Raw genomic sequence first — 23,141 nt, forward strand, 5'->3', positions numbered from 1 at the left:
CGATTTAATCACGGCGCGAGATTTGTAACCTAGTGGGCTAAGTAAAAATTGAGCAAAGCTTCCGCGTCCTGCTCACGCCCCTTACTTACATCCATGTAAGTAACAAAGAGTTAATCGCCCCTAGGCAGAACCCTTCGGGCAGCGCGCGTTTGGCATTTATGCTACGTTATCGCCTATTTATGGGGAATAACCACACTACATAGGCTCTGCCTTGCCTAAAAACCAAACGCACAGCTGCAAAATTAACCTAGAAAGATAAACAGACCCTAGACAAATAATCCCTGCCCCCTACAATAGCGCCGATAAACAGCATAATGAAATAAGGTAGTAGGTAATGGCGGTTATAAAGATCGATACAACAGGATACGACGCACAGTTAAATGAAAAAGAGCAACGTATCATTGCGCAATTCCAACGCTTTGGTGTTGAACAATTAGAAGTCTTTGCCTCTGAGCCAATTCATTACCGTCAACGCGCTGAATTTAGAGTATGGCACGATGGCGATGAGTTATTCCACATTATGTTTGATCAAGCCACCAAAGATAAAATCAGAGTCGATGTGTTTGACCCTGCAGCGCCGCTAATTGGGGAAGTAATGCAGGCAATGATCGATAATCTTAAAGGCTGTGAAGTCTTGCGTCGTAAATTATTCCAAATAGATTATCTTTCTTGTTTAAGCGGTGAGATTTTAGTGAGTCTGCTTTATCACAAACCACTCGACGAAGAATGGCTAGCAGCTATCAAGTCACTAAAAGAATCATTGAGTGAGCGCTTTAAAATTGATTTTATTGGGCGTGCTCGCAAACAAAAAGAAGTACTCGGTGATGATTTTGTTACTGAGCGTTTAACAGTTAATGGCCAGCAACTTATTTACCAACAAGTTGAAAACAGCTTTACGCAGCCAAATGCTAAAGTAAACATTAAGATGCTGGAGTGGGCACAAGACTTATGTAAACCACTAAAAAATGATTTACTAGAGCTCTATTGTGGTAACGGTAACTTTTCAATTGCCTTAGCTGGTTCGTTTAATCGTGTATTAGCAACCGAAATTTCTAAATCGTCAGTACACTCAGCGCAGTATAATATTGCTAAAAATAACGTAACTAACTTAGATATCATTCGTATGTCGAGCGAAGAGTTTACTCAAGCTATGAAAGGCGAACGAACCTTCTCACGTTTAGAAGGGATTGACTTAAGCAGCTATGATTGTCAGACCATTTTAGTTGATCCGCCGCGCGCAGGCATGGATACACTAACATGTGATTTGGTGGCTAACTACGAGAGTATTATTTATATCTCATGTAACCCTGATACGCTTGAGCGTGATTTAGAGCACCTAACTCGCACTCATGAAGTTAAACGGTTTGCGATTTTTGACCAATTTCCATATACCCACCACATTGAATCAGGGGTATTTTTACAACGTAAATTGTAAAGTATCTATGCCAGTGCTTTTACTAGCGCTGGCATTTGCTGCTCACTAAAGACTTTAATACCATTCTTTTCTAATAGCGAAGCCGTTAATCCCATTCCAACCACCTTAATACCACTGTGCGAGCCATCGTAAATTGTATTACGACCACAAGAAGGACTTGATTCCTTTAATAGCGCAAAACGAATATTGTACTGTTGGCAAAGGCGTAATGCTTGTTTTGCACCTAGCTGAAATTCCGGTGTCACATCATCACCAGTATTGGTAATCACTTTACCGTTGACGATTTCAGCAGGATCTCTAGGAGTGGATAAACCACCAGCAATCTCAGGACAAAAAGCGACTATACGTTCCTGCTGCTGCCATGCGATTAGCTGCGGATGGAGTAACTGTTGTCCGCTACCATCGTAGCGCACGGGAGCACCAAGTAAGCAACTTGAAACCAGTATTTTATGCATTTCTTACCACCTGCAACAAAAAAGCTCCGCGTACGGAGCTTTTTTACAATAAACACTAAACCGCTCTATTTAGCAGCTAAGTAATTAATTAGATCAGCCATACTTTTAGCATCTTTAATACCTGAATCACCACCAACAATAACACGGTACTTACCGTTTACAATAAAGGTAGGCACACCTTTCAAAGCACCTTTTTGTTTAAAATATTCTTGATCACGCTTCATTTTGGATACCTTGGTTCTTACTGTAAAGCTGTTGTAAAACTTATCAAAATCATCAGCAGCTACACCTTGAGCAACAAAGATATCTTTCATATCAGCAAGCTCATTGATGTTTGCTCGCTTGCCATGGATATGGTTGAAAATAGCGCTAATTAGTGCATCTTGTTGTGGTAATACAGTTGCCGTAGCGTAAGCTTGTGCTAACATCGTTTGAATTTCTGGGTTACGCGGACCCGAAAAGTCAACATGGCTTTTCTTAAAAGTAATACCTTCATTTAGTAGCGGCTTTAATTCAGCAACAATTGATTCAAAAACATTACAGTGTGGGCAGTAAAATGAGAAGAATTCTTTAACTTCTGGCTTTTTAGTTGCGCGTGCATCAATCGTTTCATAATGCGTCCCTTCGTCATATTGAATCGCGGCGGCGTTTGTAGCAAACCCAAGCGTCAACGCTATTAGTCCTGCTTTAACTAATTTGATCATCGGTAAAAACTCCAAAAATTATTGTTTTAATAGCTTATTGTTGTAATAAAAAGGCAACTAACTCATCAAGCTGCTCTTGGCTCTTGATGGTATTGATATTGATTTTGTATTTATCATTAACGATAAACGTTGGTACACCGGTTAAGGCTCCCATTTGTGAAAACTTATTTTGCTTGTCTTGCATGGCTTTTTCCGCCGCAATCACTGGCATGCTGGCAATATCTTTATCAAAGGTATCGTTATCAATACCATTTACTGCAAGTAATGCTTTAACGTCTTTAATGTTATTGAGTGGAGCACGTTTTATATGAATGCTGTCAAACATTTGATCTGCAACTTGCTCACCTTTGTTATGCTGTTTAGCGATGATATACGCATAGCTCAAATTACTTTGCACTTCTGGCGCTAAACCACCTAAAAAGTTGACATGGTTTTTTACAAACTCAGTACCTGCAGGCAAGCTTTTTTCCATTGCTTTAGCTACAGCTTCAAACTTAAAACAGTGCGGACAATAAAATGAAAAGAACTCTGTTACTTGTGAGGTTTTACTTTTTTCAATTTTTAGTACGTCATAGTGCTCACCAGCTTTAAAATCTGCGGCCATCGCAGCAAAAGGTAAACATAGCAGTAGTAAACTCAATTTTAGTTTTTTAAGCATTGGACTCTCGTTTCAGATATTTTTAATAATTAGTTAGGCAGCAACTTCAGCGGCGGCTCTTGAAGTGCAGAATACTGCTCTTTCAGCGCTAAAATTTGTTGCTCCCAGTATTTGTCATCAGCAAACCATGAAAAGTTCCGCGGAAATGCCGGATCTTCCCAACGTTTAGCTAGCCACCCCATATAATGAATCATACGCATTGCGCGTAATGGTTCAATTAATTTGAGTTGAGTGTGATCAAAATCACAAAATTCTTCATAGGCAGCCACTAAGGTATCTAACTGTAACAGTTGATTGTTTCGATCGCCACTGAGCATCATCCATAAATCTTGAATCGCAGGCCCTTGACGACTATCGTCCAAATCAACAAACATCAACGCATCACCGGCCCACAGAATATTACCGGCATGGCAATCACCATGTAAACGTATAGTATCCACCTGCTGGTAAAGCGATTTCGTTTTAGCGATCACCATATCTAAAATAGTATAAAACGCAGTAGTTAAACTGCTAGGCACCAGATTACTGTTTTGTAACTGAATTTTAGCTGTATCTAGATACTCGTCACACCCTATGACCGGACGTTCGCTAAAAACATTCGCTTTAGCTGCTTGATGCATCCGACCAATCAAGCGTCCTAACACATCTAACTGATCAAGATTATCAACTTCAAAGATGCGCCCCCCGACACTTGGGAACAAAGTAAATAGATAACCATTATGCTCAAATAAGCTTTCGCCATTACGCTGTATCGGCGCAACTACAGGCACTTCAGCATCAGCCAATTCAAATGCAAAGCTATGCTCTTCGAGTATTTGTGCCTTACTCCAGCGCTCGGGACGATAAAATTTCACCACATAACGTAGGCCATCTTCAGCTTTGAATTGATAGACACGGTTTTCGTAACTATTCAGTGCTAATAAGCCAGACTCTGCGTAAATACCAATACTTTCGACCGCATCTAAAATCGAATCTGGGGTGAGGTCAACAAAACTAAATTTACTCATAATTCTCATCAATTATAAAAAAAGCGGGAAAATCCCGCTTTTTATTTGTTATCAGTGTACTTAACTATCGCGCTTTAAAGAAGTTACTCGGCTGCGAAATTTGTGAACTTGGATTGTCCACTGGCGATAATACAAAATTAAACTCGGTCATCGGCGCTTTCAAATCATACGGATCCATCACCAATGATAATGGCACGTTGTGCGATTCGCCCGCTTGCACGGTAAAAGTTTGCTTACCTATGTACTTAAAGTTCTCCAGTCCTGCCACCTTAATATTAAAGGTTTGCTCGTATTGTGCTTTGTTGATCACTTTAAGTGTGTAGGTATTTTCGACAAGCCCATTAAAATCGACTCGATAGAGTTGATTTCGATCGCGAATAATATCTAAGTCCATTGGCTTACGCATTACAATATTCGTTACCAGCGCTGCGCTTAGCACCACTAATATAACAATATAACCAATAATCTTAGCGCGCAGAGGATTGGTTTTATTCTCTGGCGTTTCTAGGTTACGCTCAGTGGTATATGAGATAAGCCCGCGCGGATAATTCATCTTATCCATTACTCCGTCGCAGGCATCGATACAGGCGCCACAGTTAATGCATTCAGCTTGCAGGCCATTGCGAATATCGATCCCTGTTGGGCATACTTGTACGCACAAATTACAGTCAATACAGTCACCTAAGCTAAGCTCTTCTCGATCTTGTTTACGACTACGTGGCCCACGATTTTCACCACGTTTTTCATCGTAGCTTACTGTGAAGGTATCTTTATCAAACATTGCAGATTGAAAGCGCGAATACGGGCAGATATGCAAGCACATAATTTCGCGCATCCAACCAGCATTACCATAAGTACATACAGTAAATACGATAATGCTAACCAGCGCATAGCCACCTACATTAAAAGTAACAAAATCCGGTAACAGCTGACGAATAGGTGTGAAATAACCAACAAAGGTCAGTGCGGTGTATAAAGAAAAAGCTATCCAACCTGTATGCTTGGCTGTCTTACGCCAAAATTTATCAAAGTCCATTGGTCGCTGATCAAGCTTCTTACGTTGATTCGCTGTCCCTTCGAACTTTTCTTCAAACCAAATAAAAATAAACGTCCAGACTGTTTGCGGGCACGTATAGCCACACCAAACCCGACCGTAAAAGGTGGTCACTAAGAATAACGCGAATGCAGCAAGCATCAGAATAAAAGCAAGAATAGTAAAATCTTGTGGCCATAGAGTTAGCCCAAAAATGTTATATTTTTGACCAATGAGGTCAAATAACACAGCTTGTTGGTCATTAAAGTTTATCCATGGCAGCGCCATGAACGCCAACATACCAAGAAAACCAATGCGCTGTCTTAATAGTTGATGTAACCCTTTAACCGCACGTACATAAATGCGATTGCGGGGATTAAATCTATCCTGTTGAGCATAGAGATCGGGCTTTTCGATCTTGACCTCACTAGGAATATTTTTTACTTTTATTTGCTTGTCCATCGAAGTTCCTCAACGCCGCTTGGAGAATGAAAGTCAAACAATCATATAACGCTATTTAGATAGCTAACAACTAAGCTTACATTTAAAAATAGTGCAAACTGAACTACTGTGCTGTAAAAGTTCAGAGATTTCTGAAAAATCTAATTGTTCTCTGTCATTATACCAACTCTCCTCAAAAAAGCTGATATTCATTGATAATAATTTATTCACCTAACTTGCTTGCTTTACAAAGGGGCATTTTATTACACTGGTGTCTAATTCGTACCCGTTCAGATCAAAGTTTACTCACATATGAAAAAATTCCTTGTACTAGTTGTAGTGATACTTGCGTTATTCACAATTGATCATCCAATGATAAAAGAACCTCGAGAAAAGTTATTAGGAGAAGGTGTAGGGCTATTAAGTAGTGCTAGCAACATTAACCGTGGACCCGCTGCGAGCATGGCAAAAAACCGCATCAAGTCAGAACTAACACTTTCAGAAAGCGAGTTAGAGTATTTAGAAGAAACCATGCAAACTGATGAACAGCTGCAGCTATTCCATACTCGTTACTGCCGCAGTAAAGATCTCAACCTATATTTTTACGAAGATCGTTTAAATACAGTGTGCGACATCGTCTCAACATCATTGGCTGAGCGCAGAGGTAAATAGTGGATTTTTCAGCTTTAACAAAAAAAAGCAGCGCATCGTTTAACCAACATAAAAACCTACTGAAGAAGCTGGCGAAAGGACAAACGGTTAAATGTGAAGTATGCCAAGGCATATTAACGTTAGATTTAAAGACTCAGCAACCCGGCCAAGGGATTGCTAAATGCCCTAAGGGCTGTACTGAAATTGTGTTGGATTTAGCATAATGCTAACTCCAACCATCTTCTTCATCTGCGTACAAACCACTTTGCACCGCGATAATTTCTATTAACTCAGCAAATCCTAATGCAAAATCTCCCATTAGTTCATACTGTTGCTGGCATAGTTGTATTTCACTAAGCTGATTTTGCTGGGCAATTGTTGTGATAAGCTGGGGCTCTAAAGCAAAAAAGCCTAAACTGGCGTAAGCGGTTTGCAATGCATCAGTTAAGTCTGTTGTCAGTGCATCAGCTTGCATTAGCTTATCAATATACACCTGTGCTCCCTGAACAAAACCCTGACACCATTGCTGGCATTCATGCAAATCTAGGTAGCTGTCATCTTGATCACTCACCAGTAAACTTACAGGGAGCTTAAAACCTGTTTCATAAACTTGCTCACTGATCTGATGATACAAAGCCATAAATGCAAATAATGTTTGTTCTTCTAGCTGGCCGTGTGTATCTGGCACTATCTGTTCAAGCCACTCGTGTACGTCTAATGGCTCAGGAGAGCAAATAACCGCAAATAAGTAACCTTGGCTCTGCACCAATGTCATGGCGCCATTGCGGCTCGCTAAATACGTACTTAACTGCTGGCCATGTTGCTGTGTAAATTCAGGAATTTGCATAAAACAATTCAGCCTTGTTTAAAAATTTAATGGATAACGGCCATCGCTATCTGCACGGCCTAAAAATTTGGCGGCATCGTGTACTTCTTTTGGTAGTGATGCTTCTGGCTTGATATATCCAGCCACTTTAAAGTCCATGTTTGCTTTTAAGGTTGCATCAGCCGCTAAGCCTAAGCGGTTTTCAGGATCAACTAACACGGCTATATCGCCCGACTTACAGCTTAACTTGCCACTTAATGGACCAACGCTAAACCAGCCAGACAATCCTTGCACATCGATGTTTGCACTGGCGATTTCACCTTTTAATGCATCACAATAAGGCGCTCCTGAGAGATATTCATCTAACTCAACAATTACTCTGCCTTTAGCATTAATAGGTAATGGCAACTGCAAACGCTGCATCGCACGTTCAACACTCAAACGCAATGTAGCATCATTTAATGCAACTACTTGATCAAGCAAACCATAACTAAAGTCACCGCGTCCTGACAGTTCACTGGTCTGTCGCGGATCACCAAACTTTACACTGCCTGTAAGCTGTCCGGTGAATAATGCCCAACCAGAAATATCCCAGTTTAAATTATTAATCTGTTCATCTTGATAGCGCAGCTGCATGATTCTACCCTGCCAAATGCTACCCGATGCTTTACCTATTTGCAGATCTTTAGGTAGATAAGGATTTGCTAAATTAAGCGCAACTGCAGCTGGCGTTTTTAATAGTGCAAAAAAGATAAAACCGAAGAAAAATATTACTATAAGAATCGCTATTTTTTTCATTCTTTACTTCTCTAATACCAGTCGGCTAACGCGTACGTAGCCTGGTTTATCATCGCGACTGAGATCTAAATTTTCAATCAATACGCCTTTAGTGTTTACCAGTTCATCAAGCCATTCTATGAGCTTATTAAACTGTACCGAGTCGATGGTTAATCTTAATGAATTATCGCTAGGCTGCATTTTGCTTATGGTTATATCGTAGCGAGCGCGGCTAGCATTAACTATTTGACTCAAGTTTTGGTCACTTGTAACAGCACGCGCACTACCCGCTTTGAGTTTAACAATACTGTTATCAACCCACGCTAATAATTCTTGCTGTTTAACTTGGTTTTTTTCAGCTTCAGTTATCGCGTTGTTGAGTGGTCTAAAAATACCCATAACTAAGATAAAAATAACAAAAATAACCCCAGCGACCATCACCAACTGTTGCTCTTGCTCTTTTAAGCCACGCCAATGTTTTAAAAGTTGTTGTTTCATGCAGCACCTCGTAGTTTTATTTCACCGACTACAAAGTCGCCATCATTATTTAATGAGCCTTGGTCTACAGTTAATCCGCGTTGTTCAAGAATTGCTTTAACTTTGCCAAAGGTTTGAAAATCTTTTCCGCGAGCACGCACTCTAAGTTCATTGCGACGTTGATCATAACGCAATGTCTCAGGAGTAAACTCTTGCACTTGGCTAAATACACCCACCAGCTCATTCGTTAAATCTAGGAATCCGGCACTGCTGCCACCCTCTAATTTAGCCAATTCACCCTGAATTTGGTTTTTAATCAAATGCGGACGAACTGTTTTCCCCGGAAAGGCCGTTTGATAGCGCTCAACCACTTGTGTTTTAGCGACTTCAAGCTCACTATTTAACTGATACAATTCAAGACTTTTTACTGCCACAGAGCCAACTAACGCGACACTCGCTGCAATGGCGGCACCTTGCCAATACGCCCACCATAATGCGCTTTTCTTTTTCAGTTGATATTGGCCTTGGCGAAGATTGAATCTTATCTCAGGTAATTGTTTAGCAAATAGCGTCAGCGGCAAATCATAAGCATCGGTATGCGCCGTAAGATTAACCGTTTCTGGAAATTGCGAGGCAGGGCTGTAATGTGCAACATCAGGGTGACCTAAAGCAGTTAAATACTCAGCCAACCAGCTTTGCTCTACAGCACTGATCCGCCATGAGCCTTGCTTACATAGCCATTGGTTATTAAGCTCAATAACGCTTAATCCCTCATGTTCAGCAGTAGGAAGCAATAATGCATCGGGTAACAGTTTTAACACTTCAATTTCATGTTCAGCAAATACAGCTAACCAAGTTTCAAACCATTCTCGGTCAGTCATGGCAACTTTAATGGCGTGCTTGTCACCGACCATAGTAGGCTCAGCAATCGCGATAAATAAGTCATCTACGTCACATGCAATCTCTTCTTCGAGCATATATGGGAGCGCTTGCTCAAGCTTACGATTCCATTTGGTCGGCAGGATTACGGTTTTTAGTTGCACCTGATCACATGGCAGTAATACCACAACTTCACGATTCTGTGCTTTTTCAACTAACTCACTCAGTTGCTCAGCGTTCGGCAATCCGCCACTGGCAATTATTTCTTGTTCTAATGGTGAGTAAATCAGCCAATTAATACTTTCTTGTTGAGTTTGACCCGTGCGGATCAACAGTATTTCTGTCACTGTACGCCTCCAAATTTTCGCGCCAGTATAGTTACTTCGCCATCTTTGGCATGCAGTAATGTGGTCATCGAAAAACGCAGATCGACAAATTTAGCCTGCGCTTGTAGTTTAAAATATTCGCTATTTATGGTGAACAGTTTTTCAACAGACTTAACATTTTGAGCCCCTTGTTGATTTACTTGTTCAAAAAATTCTTCAATATTATTAAAGCCTTCTTCTGGCCGGACTGATAGCACACTTTGCGCACCTGACTCACTCAAACCATCAATCAATGCACTCAATAATAATGCCTGTTCAGGAGCGATTGTATTGACATTAATTGCTAACAATTCGCTACCTGGGATCACGCATACGTATGGCAAGATTTTTTCCATCACTAATGGATTAAACCCTTTAACCAAACGCAGCTCTGAGCTTGATGCAAAAAAACTATTCGCTGTCATATATGGTGATTTACGCGATAAATACTCATCTTCTTCAGCGCCAGAACGATAAGTAATACTATCTTCATCGAGCCAGTCGTAAACACTGTCAGCCATGGCTTCTTCCGACTCTTCTGCTGGTAAGTCCTCAATATTTTCTAATAGCGCTAATAACGCGGTGTGCGCAGGATTGGTTTTATCAGTACTACCCGCTTGTGGCGCTTTAACACGTAATGCATTGAGATTTAAACAAGCCTGTAAGTCCGTGATCTTGCCTTGCAAGGTACCATTATCAACCGGATAAGGAATATCGCCTTGTTGCGCCCAAATTTGTTTTAAAGTGGTTTTTTCAGGGTCATCTTTTTTGCTTTGTAATAACGCTTTAATAGCCAGCTCTTCTGCTGCATAGGCATACCATTTTGCTTGCTGATGACCTTGTATGTTGGTACTTTTTTGAACTTGAACAAGCAAATTAGCACTCATCTCTACGGCTAGAATTGATGCCAAAGCAACAATAAACAAGACAATTATAAGCGCGGCACCATGTTGAGATTTATGGTTCACTTAAACCTCCCGCCTTTCCGTTACCTGGTACTAAAAAAACGCGTCTTATTGGTTCTTCATCAATTTGTTGCAATGTGACCGCCACAGCTTTTGGCAATGCCTTGCCCTGCCACTGCTCTTGCCATTCATTTTTTTCATCTAAAAATTCAAATTTAAGATCTTCGATATCTTTAAGAATAACTTGCACTCGCGGCTCAAGGTTATCGAGTTGATCAACATAAACCCGATATATACGCTCAAGGTTGTCATCAATAACACGATAACCCACTGCTTGTAGCTCTGAGCGCGGTAACAAATTAATTGGGTTTACCCAGCCATCTCGTACAAAGGCAATACCATCATACTGGCTATTAATGGTGTAACGCCCAGCAAGTAGATATTGTTCTTGCACATCACCGGCTTCATTGCGCACGGCACGTTTAGTCATTTGGCTGAAATCTTGATCCATTAACCTAAAGGTCGTTTGCAAACCATTCAATTCTGCAATTTTTTCGTCTGATGCATCTTTCGCTTTGGTGGTCGAATCAAGAATTTGGTGAGTAGCTAACACGACGAATGCTAAAATCCCCAGCGCTACCATCACTTCTAATAGTGTAAAACCGCGCTGCTTCACTTATTTGCTACCTTTATTTAAATAGCTGATGAGCTCATAAACCGAGTGCTCTAACTTTTCATCGCTAAATACATTAATAGTCACTTTTACAAAACTTTTATCTGCTGTCGCTTCGGTATCTTGACGCCAATACCATTCTATACCAGCCATTGTTTCCGTGCCTTTTGCGCCATTTTTGCCTTGCCACTTATCGCCGAGAGTACGCTGTTCAATCATTACATTCTCAGCCACCCAAGAGGCATAGGTTTGCTCTTCAAGGCTTGATAAATGATTAATATGCTCAGCTGTCGCTTGCATGGCGGCAATCCCAGCCATGGCGCAAATACTCAGCGCCACCATAACCTCAAGTAAAGTAAAACCTTTAGACCTGCGATACATTATTCTGGCTCTCTGCGTAAGTTAACCGGTGCGGAAAATTCCCCTTCGATGAAATACACAGGTTCTTTTTCATCTTTTAATTCATAGATAAGTTGAAATGCGCTCACCTCACCAGAAGATAAAATTAGCACTTGCGGGATTTTCATTTTTTGCAATTCGAGTAAGCTATCATCATCACCGCCACTCATTAACTCGCGCCAATTGGATTGCTCGAGTAGATTATCTTGAGCCCATGCGAGATCTTCTAGATTAAGTGTCAACTTAAGACGTTCATCAACAGTCATCGGCGCAAACAGCTTTTCTCGGTCGAAGGTGATCCATTTTTCACCATCAAACACTAAAAACTCTAAGGTATCTTTATCAAGCTGAAAACCTAATTCAAGCTGATTTAAGATTGCAAATTCAGAAGCCATATTAATGGTGGTATGCAGTCTCAGTGCTTGTTTGTCCAATTCATCTTCAACACCGCCATCAAGACTATATACCACCATTTTAGTGGCGAAGGCGATCACCACCAGCACAACCAAAATTTCAATTAAGCTAAAGCCACGCATCGGTGACTTTAGCTTTGCAAGGCGCAACTTAGCCCGACTTAATATCATGCTAAGCTCGGTGCTGGGTATAAAAACGCCTTTATACTAAGATGCATTATTATTTTTCTTTATCCCAGTTACCAATGTCGTCATCAGTACCCACTTCGCCATCGGGTCCCATTGAAAACAAATCAAATTTACCAACTTCACCTGGGCTGATTAACTGGTACGGATTTCCCCATGGATCTTCTGGTAATTTAGAAATAAAGCCACCTTCAGGAAAACGCTTTGGTACTGGCTCTACGCTAGTTTTAGTCACTAACCCTTCAAGGCCTTGCTCAGTGGTTAAGTACGCTTTGTTCTTTAATTTATAAAGACTCATAGCATCTTCAAGCTGCTGAATATCAAGATGCGCTTTATCAAGTGCCGCTTCTTCTTGCTGGCCCATAATATTGGGTGCCACGATTGACATGATCATGCCAATGATAACCAGTACCACCATAACTTCGAGTAATGAGAAACCTGCTTGTTTATTCACGTACATACCTCTGTTGTTCTTAATAATTAACTATCGTAACACGGTAAAAATGCATTACGAAATCCCTAAAATAGTTAAAGTCCAATCGCTTTATTCATTGCCATAATAGGTTGTAATATGGCCATTACGATAAACAATACAATAACCGCCATGGACGCTATCATCGCAGGCTCTAAGAGTTTTAGCGAGACATTTACCATGGTTTCAAATTCACGGTCTTGATTGTTTGCAGCACGCTCTAGCATTTGCTCGAGCTCACCTGATTTCTCCCCACTGGCGATCATATGCAGCATCATCGGTGGGAATAATTTTGTTTGTTGTAAGGACGCTCTTAAACTTGCCCCTTCACTAACGCGGGTTGCGGCATCCGCCACTGCTTTTTTAATTTTCTCGTTGATCAATACGCCACCAGAAATACGCATTCCCTCGAGTAACGGCACTGAACTTGATGACAAGATACTCAGTGTACGAGCAAATCTGGCGGTATTAATACTACGAGCAACTTTGCCAATGCCCGGCATCATCAAAATTTTCGAATCATACCAAAAGCGGATCTTAGGCTGTTTTAGCGCATGTTTAACACCAATCACTGTCGCGGTAAATAATACTAAAGTAATGAACCAATAATTTTGCACATAGTTACTAGCAGCCATTACCCATTCAGTCGTCCAAGGTAAAACCTGCTTTGACTTTTCAAATGTCTTCAATATTTTAGGCACTACAGTACCTAGTAATATTGAAACGATACCAATGGCAAATATTACTAATATCACCGGATACACCATCGCTTGTGTGATTTGACTACGCATGTGTTGACGTTGTTCCGTGTAATCGGCTAAACGGTTCAATACAGCATCTAAGTGACCTGATTTTTCACCCGCAGCTACCATAGCGCGGTATAAATTATCAAATACATGTGGAAACTCAGACATGCCATCAGCCAAGGTATAACCTTCAACAACTTTTGAACGCACCGACATTAACATACGCTTCATACGCGGCTTTTCACACTGCTCAGCCACCGCCATTACCGCCCCTTCAACCGGTAACGCCGATTGAATGAGTGTAGCGAGTTGGCGAGTGATCAAAGCGAGATCTGAGGTAGATATTTTCGCTTTAAAAAAGCTGCCAAATGGCGAGCTTTTTTCACCTTTAACTTGTTTATCACCCTCTGCGGCGGGCACAACTTCGAGCGGCGTAAGACCTTGTTCACGTAAAGATTGGCGAATTTGTTTCGCGGTATCCGCTTCTTGAATACCTTTTTTCTCTTTGCCGCGAGCATCGAGCGCGCGATATTCAAATGCTGCCATTGTTAACCTTCCTCACGCGTTACACGTAATACTTCTTCAAGGGTGGTTTTACCGGCTAATACGCGACTACAGCCATCTTGGCGAATACTTGGGGTATGTTTGCGAATGTACTTTTCAACACTTTGCTCACCTTTACCACTGTGAACAAGTTCGCGAACAGTTTCATCAACTACCAGTAATTCATGAATACCGGTACGACCACGGTAACCATTAAAGTTACACTCTTCACAGCCAACGGCTCGGTAAATAGTCGGCGGATTTACAAATGGTACGCCGAGCAATTCACACTCGCGCTCATCTGCAACATGACCTTCTTTACAGCTCTTACATAAAGTTCGCACTAGACGCTGCGATAACACCCCTAACAAAGAAGATGACAGTAAGAAGGGTTCAACCCCCATATCTTCCATACGAGAGATAGCACCTGCTGCGGTATTGGTATGCAATGTCGACATCACTAAGTGACCTGTAAGTGAGGCTTGCACGCCAATTTGTGCGGTTTCAAGGTCACGTATTTCACCAACCATTACTACATCAGGATCTTGACGTAAGATTGCCCGTAAGCCTCGGGCAAAGGTCATATCAACTTTAGTATTTACCTGAGTTTGACCAATACCTGGGATTTCATACTCGATTGGATCTTCAACCGTTAAAATATTACGATCGCGAGAGTTAATTTGGCTCATGCCCGCATAAAGCGTGGTACTTTTACCAGAACCAGTTGGACCGGTCACCAAAATAATTCCGTGCGGTTTACTGATCAAATCAGAGAACAATTCACGATTGCGCAGCGTCATACCTAAATCTTCAAGATTTAAACGCGCGTTATTTTTATCAAGTAAACGCAGTACAACCCGCTCACCAAAACTTGATGGCATGGTTGATACCCGAACATCAACGGCACGTCCTGCGATACGCAAACTAATACGACCATCCTGCGGGATACGCTTTTCTGCAATATCGAGTTTCGCCATTACTTTAATACGCGAAACTAGCAATGAAGCGAGTTTACGATTCGGCTTTAACACTTCTTTAAGCACGCCATCAACCCGAAAGCGGATCACCAGCTCTTGCTCAAAGGTTTCGATGTGAATATCTGACGCGCCTTCTTTAATCGCTTCACTGAGCATCGCATTGATCAATTTAATGATTGGTGCATCATCATCTCCGGCAAGCAAATCTTCCGTTTGCGGCATATCTTCAGCCAGTGAAAATAAATCAACTTCGTTACCTATGTCTTCCATCATTTGCTGGGTTTCAGAACTATCGCGTTGATACGATGCCTCTAATAACAACTCAAACTTGTCATCAGCTAAATGTTCAAGCGTAAAGCCATGCCCAGCAATGCGGCGCACTTCTAACAATGCATCAATATTAAGCTCACCACGATAGAAAACCACCCGGTCATCATTATTTTTACTTAATAACATGCCTGTACGTCGTGCATATGAAAATGGTAGCCGCTTATTAGGCAGTTCAACTAAATCGTTACTGGTCATCAGCTCGCTATTATTTAGCGGCTGTGAGGGCTCTGCGGTGATCTCAGTGATTGCATCAGTCATTATTGCGCTCATCTGTATTTTGCTGTCTTAAGTATTCTTCATAAGTTGGCGGTAATACTAATGCATCATTCCACTCAGGTAGGATTGGTGCATCGGTTAGAGGCATTAAATCAATACCATCTTCTTTTTGTTTATACTGCTCACCACGGATAAAGTTATATTTACTGTGGCTTAATTTATTCATTTTAATACCATCACGGATAATGGTAGGGCGAATAAACACGATTAAATTACGTTTACGCTTGCTGGTGCTGGTTGAGCGGAATAAGTGACCAAGGATAGGAATATCACCTAATATTGGTACCTTTGAGACGCTTTCTTGCACGTCTTCATCAATTAGACCACCAAGCACAACCATGCCGCCATCATCAGCCATAACCGTGGTTTTAATGGCACGTTTATTAATAGATATATCCACCGAAGTAGTACCACTCACGCCAGATACTTCTTGCTCAATGGTTAACTGTACAGCTGAACCATCATTTATTTGTGGCGTTACTTTAAGTTTTACACCCACCTCTTGACGCTCAACAGTTTGAAATGGATTAGAGTTATTAGAACCCGTTTGCGAGCCAGTAATGATCGGCACTTCTTGACCGACAATCATCGATGCTTCTTCGTTATCCATGGTGGTAACCGAAGGCGTAGCAAGAATATTTGAGTTAGTATCAGTAGAGACTGCTTGAATGATCGCGCCCCAATCGTTTTTAACAATCCCCATAGCCAATCCATTGATGCCCCCTAACAACGCACCTAACGGGCCAAGATCACCTTCTACAGTTTTCTTAATAGGAGTAACTACTGCATTGTCAGTGCCTACAACGCTATCAGTAATTGTTTTATCACGAGCTTGCTGAGCAGCTACAGCTAAAGAACCAACAGGAACGGTTGTGCCGTTATTAAACTGCATCATACCGCCTTGCTCTGAAATCCATTGCAGACCAAAGTTAATCCCATCAGCTTCCATTACTTCAACAATGATTGCTTCAACGAGTACTTGGGCACGGCGAATATCAAGCCGTTCAATCACTGACTCCAATGAACGCATAGTGTCAGGTTGAGCAGTAATGACCAATGAGTTTGAATCTGGGTGAGCTTCGATACTGGTTTCGTTTTGGTTGCGGCTACGGGTTTTAGTTGCCCCACCTTGACCTTCTTCACCAAGCGTTTTGCTAACCCCTTGCAACACTTTCACTAAATCTTCAGCGCTAGCGTAATTAAGGTAAATTACTTTAGTGTTGCCTTGGCTTTGTAACTCACCGTCGAGGCGTTTAATTAATTCAATAGCACGCGTTCTTGCTTGGCCTTCGCCACTAACAATCACGCTATTAGTACGGCCATCTGCAACGACTTTAGGGATCAAAAATTCGGGGATACTGCCTTTACCGCTATCTTTGTAAATATTATCAACCACAGATACCACATCATCAGCGGTGGCAAAATTTAGCTTTACAATATCAACCCGCTTATCACCGGCTTGGTCAACTGAGCGAATAATTTCAACAAGTCGGTTTACTGAGGCAGCATGACCGGTCAACATCATGACGTTTGCAGCGTTGAAGTTGGCAACATGACCGCCATCTTTTTGGTCGCTAAACTGACGCACTAATGGACCTAGTTCTTGTACGCTAACATTTTTTACACGTACGACACGAGTGATCATCATATCACCGCGCGCTTGGTCGTCTTCAGTGACTAACGGTACGTTTGATTTTTTAGCATCAGAGCTTTTTTCAATCTTTAATATGCCGTTATCCATTTCAACAGCTGAATAACCGTAAACTTCTAGCACATTTAAAAAGAATTGATAATAAAGTGCTTCGTCCATCAATTCATAGCTGCGTACGTTTACTTTACCACGTACGTTCGGGTCGATAATGACGGTCTTATTCAGATTTTTACCAACGATATTAATAAACTCGTTGATATCGGTCCCTTTAAAGTTTGCAGCATACTCAACGGCAGACACCGATAGAGATAAGCTAGCCACAAAAAAAAGTGTTGCGTACTTAGCTAACCCTTTTCTGATTTTTTTGAGGTGTAGCGCGTGAACCATTATATTAAAACTCCAAAGCTAAGTTATTGCAGGCTAAATTGCACATCAATCTGCTCGCCATCACGGTCAATTGTAATGTTCGCATCGGTACTATTACGCAGCTCATTAATGGCTGACATGGCCTGTTTTAAATCTGTTAATTGATAGCCGTTAATCGATACAGCCAAATCGTTATTTTGTAACCCCATCTGCGTAAATAATGCAGGGTCTTTACCTGGGCTTAAACGGTAGCCAATAAGCTCACCATCCTTCATAGCCTGAGATACTCGAATATAGTCAAATAGTTTACCGGGATCTTTTAACAATTCTTCTCGGGTCTCTATAATTGCTTCTTTTACTTCTTGATTTGCTGTTACATCAATCTGACGGTCACTGTCCATTTGCGGACCTTCATCGAGTTCAGGTTCATCACTTTCACGTTCGGCAAGTACTGGCATTGATACTGTTTTGGTAAAATCCACGCCATCAAGCATTAACGTTTCAAAACGGCCACTGACATCTAAAATTACTCGATCAGGTAATACTTGAGCAAGCTTAGCGCGAGTGCCTTGTACAACATCATCTACTAAATAAGTTGATTGTTGGCCTTGAGACTCAATAATTGCCAAGCCTGTTTGATCATTGCCACTGACTGCAACAATACCAGTTAAATTAATGCTTAATCGAGTTTCTGGCGCATTGTTAATGACTTGAGTTTGTTTGCTTGCTGGTTTTTTAGGCGCTGCGTCGGCTTTACCAAACAAGTTTTGTGCTAAAATTGATTGCGTATTAACCCGTTCAGGTTTACCTGTAACGCTATTAATATAGCTTGGAGAAAGGCTCGAATTAACCGGGGCTGGCCATGTTAGCCAAAATAGTTTCGCTGCTAAAAAGGCAATGTAAACAACGGCTAAAAGCGTTATTGCCCAACTCAATTTAGCGTGGGGTAATTTACTTACTAAATGTTTTAGCTGCTGTAATCGCTGTTCCATAAATGACGTTTCTTATTTTAATTTGCTGTTTCATCGCTGGCCTATAGTACCTTTTCATTTTTCATTCAACAAGCGCACTAATATTAAACTTTGTAAACAAGGTAAATTAACGTTCAAGCTGAGTGTAAAAAACTTCGACTATTTCTTTGTTGGTAAGTTTCATGCTAAATTTTACCTTACAGAGCCGCGCTTTTAATTGAGTATAATTGTGTCAAAAAGTAACACCCGTAATACCACGTCAAAAGATGAAACTATTAGTATCCGTTTAGACAAATGGTTGTGGGCTGCACGCTTTTATAAAACCCGCGCCATCGCACGGGACATGGTGCAAGGTGGCAAAGTACATTATAATGGCCAGCGCACTAAACCTAGTAAAATAGTCGAACTAGATGCCGTGATCAAACTTGCTCAAGGAGTTGACGAAAAAGTTATCACTGTACTTAAATTGCTTGATAAACGCTTAAGTGCCCCCATTGCTCAAACCTTGTATCACGAATCTGATGCAAGTATCGAAAAACGCGAAGCCAATAGCATCGCGCGCAAGAATAATAGCTTTTTTGCTCCTCATCCGGACCGTAAACCAGATAAAAAGCAAAGACGCGAACTTTTAAAAATGAAATCAAGTTAGGTAAAGCCAATCATGCAACAAGATCTACTTCATCGTTATACATTTGATCAACTAGACGTCCGCGGCGAACTCGTACAAATAGAGCAAGCTTATAATGAAATGATTGCCGATCACAATTACCCCGTGCAAGTGCAAGCTTTATTGGGCGAGTTACTGGTCGCAACCTGCCTACTTACAGCTACATTAAAGTTTGAAGGTGATATAGCAGTACAACTGCAAGGTGATGGCCCGGTAAAATATGCGGTTATCAACGGTGATCATCAACAAAATATGCGCGGTATTGCCCGCCTGCAAGGTGAAGTAACAGGCTCAACCATCCAGGAACTAATCGGTAACGGTGTGATGGTACTGACAATCACCCCAACTAAAGGTGAACGTTATCAAGGTATAGTTCCGCTTGAGCATGACACGTTAGCAGCATGTCTTGAAGCCTACTTTGCACAATCAGAGCAACTACAAACACGTCTATGGTTTGCAACTGATACAACACAAGGTCATGCTAAAGCTGCTGGTTTACTACTACAGGTGTTACCTGTAAATAAAGAAAAGTCGATTACTGACTTTACTCACCTTGAAGCACTTAGCAATACGATTAAAGCTGAAGAGTTGTTAGAGCTTGATGCTGCCACTGTGCTTACTCGACTTTATCATGAAGACAATCCTCGTGTTTACGAGCCGCAAGCAATCCAGTTTAAATGTGGTTGTAGTAGAGAAAAAACCATTACTGCGCTCGTTAATATAGGTCAACAAGCTTTATTAGATGACGTTATTGAAAATGGTGAGGTAAAAATTAGCTGCCATTATTGCTTAAAAGATTACGTTTTTAATGAACAAGATGTGAAAAGTATTTTCAACTAATCTCATTGTTCAAAAAACCAACAAAATTCAAACCGCATTTATTGCGGTTTTTTTATGCCAAAAATTGATACCGGTGTCATGAATTGTATTACTTTTATGACACCGGTATCATTGAAATTATTCATGTTTTTTACTAAATATATGTGTTTTTAGGCCTTTGATAAGCTCGAATATCCCTAATCCATCTGTTACTATAATTACAGCTTAAAGGGAAACAAGAACCCCAGAGCTATCCCGTTCAATCTCACACAATTTAGGTATAAACATGACTTCAAGCGCTACTCGTTTTGTCGATCTAACTGCAGCTGAACTTGTCGAACACGCGATCCGTCGTGGCGAAGGGACTTTAGCCGCCAATGGAGCTTTTGTTGCTAACACTGGTCGTCGTACTGGTCGTTCACCACAAGATCGCTTTATTGTTCAAGAATCAAGTACTGAAAATGAAATCCAATGGGGTAATGTAAATCGCCCTTTCGATGCAGATAAATTTGACGCTTTATGGGCACGTGTAGAAGCACATGTGCAGAGCAACGACCACTTCATCTCTCACCTTGAAGTAGGCGCTGATCCTGAGCATTATTTACCTGTTGTTGTTACAACAGAAACTGCATGGCATCATATCTTTGCCAAAAATATGTTTATCGAACCTAAATCTTATAATGCATCTGATTTACCCCAATGGCAGGTAATGAATGTACCTTCATTTGTTTGTGACCCAGAACGTGATGGCACTAACAGTGATGGCACAGTAATTATCAACTTTGCACAACGTAAAGTATTGCTTGCAGGTATGCGTTATGCCGGTGAAATGAAAAAATCAATGTTCTCAGTGCAAAATTTCCTACTACCAGCAAAAGGCGTGCTACCAATGCACTGCTCAGCTAACGTAGGTGAAGCTGGCGATACAGCATTATTCTTTGGTCTATCTGGTACCGGTAAAACAACTTTATCCGCCGATCCAACTCGCTTTTTAATCGGTGATGACGAACACGGCTGGGCACCTGGCAGTGTATTCAACATCGAAGGTGGTTGTTATGCTAAGTGTATCGACCTTTCACAAAAGAATGAGCCTGTTATCTGGGATGCAATCCGCTTTGGAACTATCCTAGAGAACGTTGTCCTTGATGACAAAGGCGTTCCTGATTTTCATGATACCAGCCTAACGCAAAATAGCCGCGCAGCTTACCCGCTTGAACACGTTGAAAAACGCAAAGTAGAGAACCGCGCAGGCGAGCCAAAAGCAGTGGTATTCTTAACCTGTGATGTAAGCGGCGTATTACCTCCAGTATCAATCCTTAGCGAAGAAGCGGCAGCGTTTCATTTCCTAAGCGGTTACACAGCAAAAGTTGGCTCTACTGAAATTGGCTCTACCAGCGATATCGAATCAACATTCTCAACCTGTTTTGGTGCACCATTCTTCCCACGTCCAGCGGGTGTATACGCGGAGCTTCTAATGAAGCGTGTACGTGAATTTGGCGCCAAGGTATACCTAGTTAACACTGGTTGGACTGGCGGTCCTTACGGCACAGGTAAGCGTTTTGATATTCCAACTACCCGCGCTGTTGTTGATGCAATCGTATCAGGTAAACTGGCTGGCGTTGAAACTCAACATATTGATGTTTTAAACCTAGACGTACCAGTTGCAGTACCAGGCGTTAACAGCGAGCTACTTAACCCAATCAATACTTGGGAAGATAAAGCTAAATACGCTGAATATGCGGCCAAACTTGCAGCAGACTTCACTGAAAACTTTGCTAAATACGACGTATCTGACGAAATTAAAAATGCAGGACCTAAAGCTTAATAAGCTACTTTAGCCTCATAATTAAAACGCCAACCTCGAGTTGGCGTTTTTGATCTACTAACGTTTATCAAGCCTCTTGCCAATTACCATAGAACGAACTTTCCCATATCGCGACTTTTGCATTGAAAGAAAAAGACAAGAATTTACAAATTAATTGTGGAAAGTGTATACACTCTACTTAGTATAATAATTATGCAAAATTTAGATGGCACTGAAATATGAATGTGAGGCAACTAGCCAGCACCTGCCTACTTTGCACTCTCATACAAGCATGTAGCACACCTTCGAATAATGCTTCAGCGAAGTGCATGGAACAGGCTGATTTAGCTTATATTGATAAGTCAAATCATGATGATTTAGGCATAAGCCCTGATTGCTTTGATAATAAAACTGCTGGAAAGCCAAGTAACGTTCCTTCTAACAGTATTCTTGAGTCTGCAATTTTAGAGGCTGTTGTAAGTATCCTTGATAGCTCTACAAACTAGCTCCAAAAATTTAGATACAAAACTAAAAAGCGTTACTCTATGACTAATACCAATCAGCCAAATTATGTGATCTAATTAGCGCACCGATACTTATTTACTTTTACTAAATTGAACTTAGAAGAATCCAAGCAACTTCTAACTACCTTAACAATCGCGTTGCTGGCTTGAACAACAAACCGATTAAGGGCCGCTCGGCTATATTAACCTCACTACAACTGGACACACTGTCAGAGTATGTAAAACAGTCAGCAAGCTCTTCAGAAGGCGGCAGACTAATGGGGGAAGATATTGCTCAGTATATTTATGAGCAGTTCAATGTAAGGTATCACACCGATCATATTTACAAACTGCTTAAGAAGCTTGGGTTTAGCTGGATCACAAGCCGTTCTAAGCACCCAAAGCAGTCAGAAGAAAGCCAAGAGGCTTTTAAAAAAGTCCAAATGGAAACGATCCTTCCGCCCCCCAGGACACCTACTTTTAGGTCGCATTGATGTTTGCTTTCAAAATGAAGCACGGTTTGGGCAACAAAATCAAATAACATGCTTATGGGCTGAAACAGGCTCTAGGCCCCGCGCAACAAAACAACAGCAGTTTGAGTATGGATACTTATACCAATCTGCCAAATTATGTGATCTAATTAGCACACTGATACCTATCTACTTTTACTAAATTGAACTTAGAAAAATCCAAGCAACTTTTAGCTTTATCACGTAAAGAGCCTAATGCGAG

Annotated in this window: 26 protein-coding genes; 8 read left to right on the top strand and 18 right to left on the bottom strand. The window is 41.2% G+C overall.

Translation table 11 applies throughout. The annotated features are described in order from the left end of the window. The first annotated feature begins 334 nt into the window (after window positions 1-334). Window positions 335-1,435 carry a tRNA (uridine(54)-C5)-methyltransferase TrmA gene (gene trmA / locus H5154_RS20700; RefSeq protein ID WP_182719488.1) on the top strand — a complete coding sequence of 367 codons (1,101 nt, stop codon included), beginning with the start codon at window positions 335-337 and terminating at the stop codon, window positions 1,433-1,435. Window positions 1,436-1,440: 5 nt separating this feature from the next. On the opposite strand, the gene H5154_RS20705 is transcribed toward trmA, so the two are convergent. The 5 genes from H5154_RS20705 to ccoG all read right to left on the bottom strand — a co-directional run bounded on the left by H5154_RS20705 (window position 1,441) and on the right by ccoG (window position 5,754). Beyond that, window positions 1,441-1,890, bottom strand: a complete 450-nt coding sequence (locus tag H5154_RS20705) for a DUF523 domain-containing protein (protein ID WP_145242799.1) — start codon at window positions 1,888-1,890, stop codon at window positions 1,441-1,443. A 65-nt stretch (window positions 1,891-1,955) separates the two neighbouring features. Next, on the bottom strand, window positions 1,956-2,594 hold the full coding sequence (locus H5154_RS20710) for a thiol:disulfide interchange protein DsbA/DsbL (RefSeq protein WP_149983390.1): 639 nt from the start codon (window positions 2,592-2,594) through the stop codon (window positions 1,956-1,958). Window positions 2,595-2,628: 34 nt separating this feature from the next. After that, entirely contained in the window at window positions 2,629-3,252 is a 624-nt protein-coding gene (locus H5154_RS20715) for a thiol:disulfide interchange protein DsbA/DsbL (RefSeq protein WP_149983389.1), read from the bottom strand. Between the two features lie 29 nt (window positions 3,253-3,281). Further along, on the bottom strand, window positions 3,282-4,259 hold the full coding sequence (locus H5154_RS20720) for a serine/threonine protein kinase (RefSeq protein WP_149983388.1): 978 nt from the start codon (window positions 4,257-4,259) through the stop codon (window positions 3,282-3,284). 64 nt (window positions 4,260-4,323) lie between these two features. Beyond that, window positions 4,324-5,754 carry a cytochrome c oxidase accessory protein CcoG gene (gene ccoG, locus H5154_RS20725; protein WP_182719489.1) on the bottom strand — a complete coding sequence of 477 codons (1,431 nt, stop codon included), beginning with the start codon at window positions 5,752-5,754 and terminating at the stop codon, window positions 4,324-4,326. Window positions 5,755-6,045: 291 nt separating this feature from the next. On the opposite strand from ccoG, the gene H5154_RS20730 reads away from it, so the two are divergent. Continuing rightward, the gene (locus H5154_RS20730; RefSeq protein ID WP_145242788.1) at window positions 6,046-6,405 is read left to right on the top strand and encodes a hypothetical protein; all 360 of its coding nucleotides are present in this window, start codon (window positions 6,046-6,048) and stop codon (window positions 6,403-6,405) included. Next, on the top strand, window positions 6,405-6,608 hold the full coding sequence (locus H5154_RS20735; protein ID WP_182719490.1) for a hypothetical protein: 204 nt from the start codon (window positions 6,405-6,407) through the stop codon (window positions 6,606-6,608). Before H5154_RS20730 ends, H5154_RS20735 begins: the two co-directional genes overlap by 1 nt. 2 nt (window positions 6,609-6,610) lie before the next feature. Here the strand turns inward: H5154_RS20735 and H5154_RS20740 are convergent, their stop codons facing one another. From H5154_RS20740 to gspC, 13 genes are all read right to left on the bottom strand, one after another. After that, window positions 6,611-7,231 carry a UPF0149 family protein gene (locus tag H5154_RS20740; RefSeq protein WP_182719491.1) on the bottom strand — a complete coding sequence of 207 codons (621 nt, stop codon included), beginning with the start codon at window positions 7,229-7,231 and terminating at the stop codon, window positions 6,611-6,613. A gap of 18 nt (window positions 7,232-7,249) precedes the next feature. After that, window positions 7,250-8,008, bottom strand: a complete 759-nt coding sequence (locus H5154_RS20745) for a type II secretion system protein N (protein ID WP_182719492.1) — start codon at window positions 8,006-8,008, stop codon at window positions 7,250-7,252. Window positions 8,009-8,011: 3 nt separating this feature from the next. Further along, window positions 8,012-8,485 carry a type II secretion system protein GspM gene (gspM, locus tag H5154_RS20750; RefSeq protein ID WP_182719493.1) on the bottom strand — a complete coding sequence of 158 codons (474 nt, stop codon included), beginning with the start codon at window positions 8,483-8,485 and terminating at the stop codon, window positions 8,012-8,014. Next, window positions 8,482-9,690, bottom strand: coding sequence for a type II secretion system protein GspL (gspL, locus tag H5154_RS20755; RefSeq protein WP_182719494.1), 1,209 nt, complete (start codon window positions 9,688-9,690; stop codon window positions 8,482-8,484). Before gspL ends, gspM begins: the two co-directional genes overlap by 4 nt. Further along, the gene (gspK, locus tag H5154_RS20760; protein ID WP_145242776.1) at window positions 9,687-10,676 is read right to left on the bottom strand and encodes a type II secretion system minor pseudopilin GspK; all 990 of its coding nucleotides are present in this window, start codon (window positions 10,674-10,676) and stop codon (window positions 9,687-9,689) included. The genes gspL and gspK overlap by 4 nt, the downstream gene beginning before the upstream one ends. Further along, on the bottom strand, window positions 10,666-11,289 hold the full coding sequence (gspJ, locus tag H5154_RS20765) for a type II secretion system minor pseudopilin GspJ (protein ID WP_149983381.1): 624 nt from the start codon (window positions 11,287-11,289) through the stop codon (window positions 10,666-10,668). The genes gspK and gspJ overlap by 11 nt, the downstream gene beginning before the upstream one ends. After that, window positions 11,290-11,667: a type II secretion system minor pseudopilin GspI gene (gene gspI / locus H5154_RS20770; RefSeq protein WP_145242773.1), complete on the bottom strand. Its 378-nt coding sequence runs from the start codon at window positions 11,665-11,667 to the stop codon at window positions 11,290-11,292. After that, a complete protein-coding gene (locus tag H5154_RS20775) occupies window positions 11,667-12,269 on the bottom strand; it encodes a prepilin-type N-terminal cleavage/methylation domain-containing protein (protein ID WP_182719495.1) in 603 nt (200 codons plus the stop codon). Before H5154_RS20775 ends, gspI begins: the two co-directional genes overlap by 1 nt. Before the next feature lie 49 nt (window positions 12,270-12,318). After that, on the bottom strand, window positions 12,319-12,738 hold the full coding sequence (gene gspG, locus H5154_RS20780; protein ID WP_310736627.1) for a type II secretion system major pseudopilin GspG: 420 nt from the start codon (window positions 12,736-12,738) through the stop codon (window positions 12,319-12,321). A 74-nt stretch (window positions 12,739-12,812) separates the two neighbouring features. Continuing rightward, a complete protein-coding gene (gspF, locus tag H5154_RS20785; protein WP_145242766.1) occupies window positions 12,813-14,048 on the bottom strand; it encodes a type II secretion system inner membrane protein GspF in 1,236 nt (411 codons plus the stop codon). Window positions 14,049-14,050: 2 nt separating this feature from the next. Then, window positions 14,051-15,610 carry a type II secretion system ATPase GspE gene (gene gspE / locus H5154_RS20790; protein WP_310736565.1) on the bottom strand — a complete coding sequence of 520 codons (1,560 nt, stop codon included), beginning with the start codon at window positions 15,608-15,610 and terminating at the stop codon, window positions 14,051-14,053. Then, a complete protein-coding gene (gspD, locus tag H5154_RS20795) occupies window positions 15,603-17,666 on the bottom strand; it encodes a type II secretion system secretin GspD (protein ID WP_182719497.1) in 2,064 nt (687 codons plus the stop codon). Before gspD ends, gspE begins: the two co-directional genes overlap by 8 nt. Before the next feature lie 23 nt (window positions 17,667-17,689). Beyond that, window positions 17,690-18,637 carry a type II secretion system protein GspC gene (gene gspC, locus H5154_RS20800; protein WP_182719498.1) on the bottom strand — a complete coding sequence of 316 codons (948 nt, stop codon included), beginning with the start codon at window positions 18,635-18,637 and terminating at the stop codon, window positions 17,690-17,692. Between the two features lie 205 nt (window positions 18,638-18,842). Here gspC and hslR point away from each other — a divergent pair, with 205 nt between their 5' ends. The 5 genes from hslR to H5154_RS24220 all read left to right on the top strand — a co-directional run bounded on the left by hslR (window position 18,843) and on the right by H5154_RS24220 (window position 22,903). Further along, window positions 18,843-19,265, top strand: a complete 423-nt coding sequence (gene hslR / locus H5154_RS20805) for a ribosome-associated heat shock protein Hsp15 (RefSeq protein WP_404676548.1) — start codon at window positions 18,843-18,845, stop codon at window positions 19,263-19,265. 12 nt (window positions 19,266-19,277) lie between these two features. Next, window positions 19,278-20,123 (top strand): Hsp33 family molecular chaperone HslO, encoded by an 846-nt coding sequence (gene hslO / locus H5154_RS20810; protein WP_149983376.1) that lies wholly within the window; start codon window positions 19,278-19,280, stop codon window positions 20,121-20,123. Between the two features lie 265 nt (window positions 20,124-20,388). After that, window positions 20,389-21,927, top strand: coding sequence for a phosphoenolpyruvate carboxykinase (locus tag H5154_RS20815; protein ID WP_149983375.1), 1,539 nt, complete (start codon window positions 20,389-20,391; stop codon window positions 21,925-21,927). Between the two features lie 308 nt (window positions 21,928-22,235). Further along, the gene (locus tag H5154_RS20820; protein ID WP_182719499.1) at window positions 22,236-22,412 is read left to right on the top strand and encodes a hypothetical protein; all 177 of its coding nucleotides are present in this window, start codon (window positions 22,236-22,238) and stop codon (window positions 22,410-22,412) included. 275 nt (window positions 22,413-22,687) lie between these two features. Further along, window positions 22,688-22,903: a winged helix-turn-helix domain-containing protein gene (locus tag H5154_RS24220; RefSeq protein WP_182798170.1), complete on the top strand. Its 216-nt coding sequence runs from the start codon at window positions 22,688-22,690 to the stop codon at window positions 22,901-22,903. Window positions 22,904-23,141: the final 238 nt, after the last annotated feature.

Source organism: Pseudoalteromonas sp. SR44-5 (assembly GCF_014163675.1).
Taxonomy (GTDB): domain Bacteria; phylum Pseudomonadota; class Gammaproteobacteria; order Enterobacterales; family Alteromonadaceae; genus Pseudoalteromonas; species Pseudoalteromonas rhizosphaerae.

Bases quoted from the DNA above. Each gene is read 5' to 3' on its own strand.
- trmA (WP_182719488.1), top strand. From the start codon at position 335: ATGGCGGTTATAAAGATCGATACAACAGGATACGACGCACAGTTAAAT.
- H5154_RS20705 (WP_145242799.1), bottom strand. From the start codon at position 1,890: ATGCATAAAATACTGGTTTCAAGTTGCTTACTTGGTGCTCCCGTGCGC.
- H5154_RS20710 (WP_149983390.1), bottom strand. From the start codon at position 2,594: ATGATCAAATTAGTTAAAGCAGGACTAATAGCGTTGACGCTTGGGTTT.
- H5154_RS20715 (WP_149983389.1), bottom strand. From the start codon at position 3,252: ATGCTTAAAAAACTAAAATTGAGTTTACTACTGCTATGTTTACCTTTT.
- H5154_RS20720 (WP_149983388.1), bottom strand. From the start codon at position 4,259: ATGAGTAAATTTAGTTTTGTTGACCTCACCCCAGATTCGATTTTAGAT.
- ccoG (WP_182719489.1), bottom strand. From the start codon at position 5,754: ATGGACAAGCAAATAAAAGTAAAAAATATTCCTAGTGAGGTCAAGATC.
- H5154_RS20730 (WP_145242788.1), top strand. From the start codon at position 6,046: ATGAAAAAATTCCTTGTACTAGTTGTAGTGATACTTGCGTTATTCACA.
- H5154_RS20740 (WP_182719491.1), bottom strand. From the start codon at position 7,231: ATGCAAATTCCTGAATTTACACAGCAACATGGCCAGCAGTTAAGTACG.
- H5154_RS20745 (WP_182719492.1), bottom strand. From the start codon at position 8,008: ATGAAAAAAATAGCGATTCTTATAGTAATATTTTTCTTCGGTTTTATC.
- gspM (WP_182719493.1), bottom strand. From the start codon at position 8,485: ATGAAACAACAACTTTTAAAACATTGGCGTGGCTTAAAAGAGCAAGAG.
- gspI (WP_145242773.1), bottom strand. From the start codon at position 11,667: ATGTATCGCAGGTCTAAAGGTTTTACTTTACTTGAGGTTATGGTGGCG.
- H5154_RS20775 (WP_182719495.1), bottom strand. From the start codon at position 12,269: ATGATATTAAGTCGGGCTAAGTTGCGCCTTGCAAAGCTAAAGTCACCG.
- gspF (WP_145242766.1), bottom strand. From the start codon at position 14,048: ATGGCAGCATTTGAATATCGCGCGCTCGATGCTCGCGGCAAAGAGAAA.
- gspE (WP_310736565.1), bottom strand. From the start codon at position 15,610: ATGACTGATGCAATCACTGAGATCACCGCAGAGCCCTCACAGCCGCTA.
- gspD (WP_182719497.1), bottom strand. From the start codon at position 17,666: ATGGTTCACGCGCTACACCTCAAAAAAATCAGAAAAGGGTTAGCTAAG.
- gspC (WP_182719498.1), bottom strand. From the start codon at position 18,637: ATGGAACAGCGATTACAGCAGCTAAAACATTTAGTAAGTAAATTACCC.
- hslO (WP_149983376.1), top strand. From the start codon at position 19,278: ATGCAACAAGATCTACTTCATCGTTATACATTTGATCAACTAGACGTC.
- H5154_RS20815 (WP_149983375.1), top strand. From the start codon at position 20,389: ATGACTTCAAGCGCTACTCGTTTTGTCGATCTAACTGCAGCTGAACTT.
- H5154_RS20820 (WP_182719499.1), top strand. From the start codon at position 22,236: ATGGAACAGGCTGATTTAGCTTATATTGATAAGTCAAATCATGATGAT.
- H5154_RS24220 (WP_182798170.1), top strand. From the start codon at position 22,688: ATGGGGGAAGATATTGCTCAGTATATTTATGAGCAGTTCAATGTAAGG.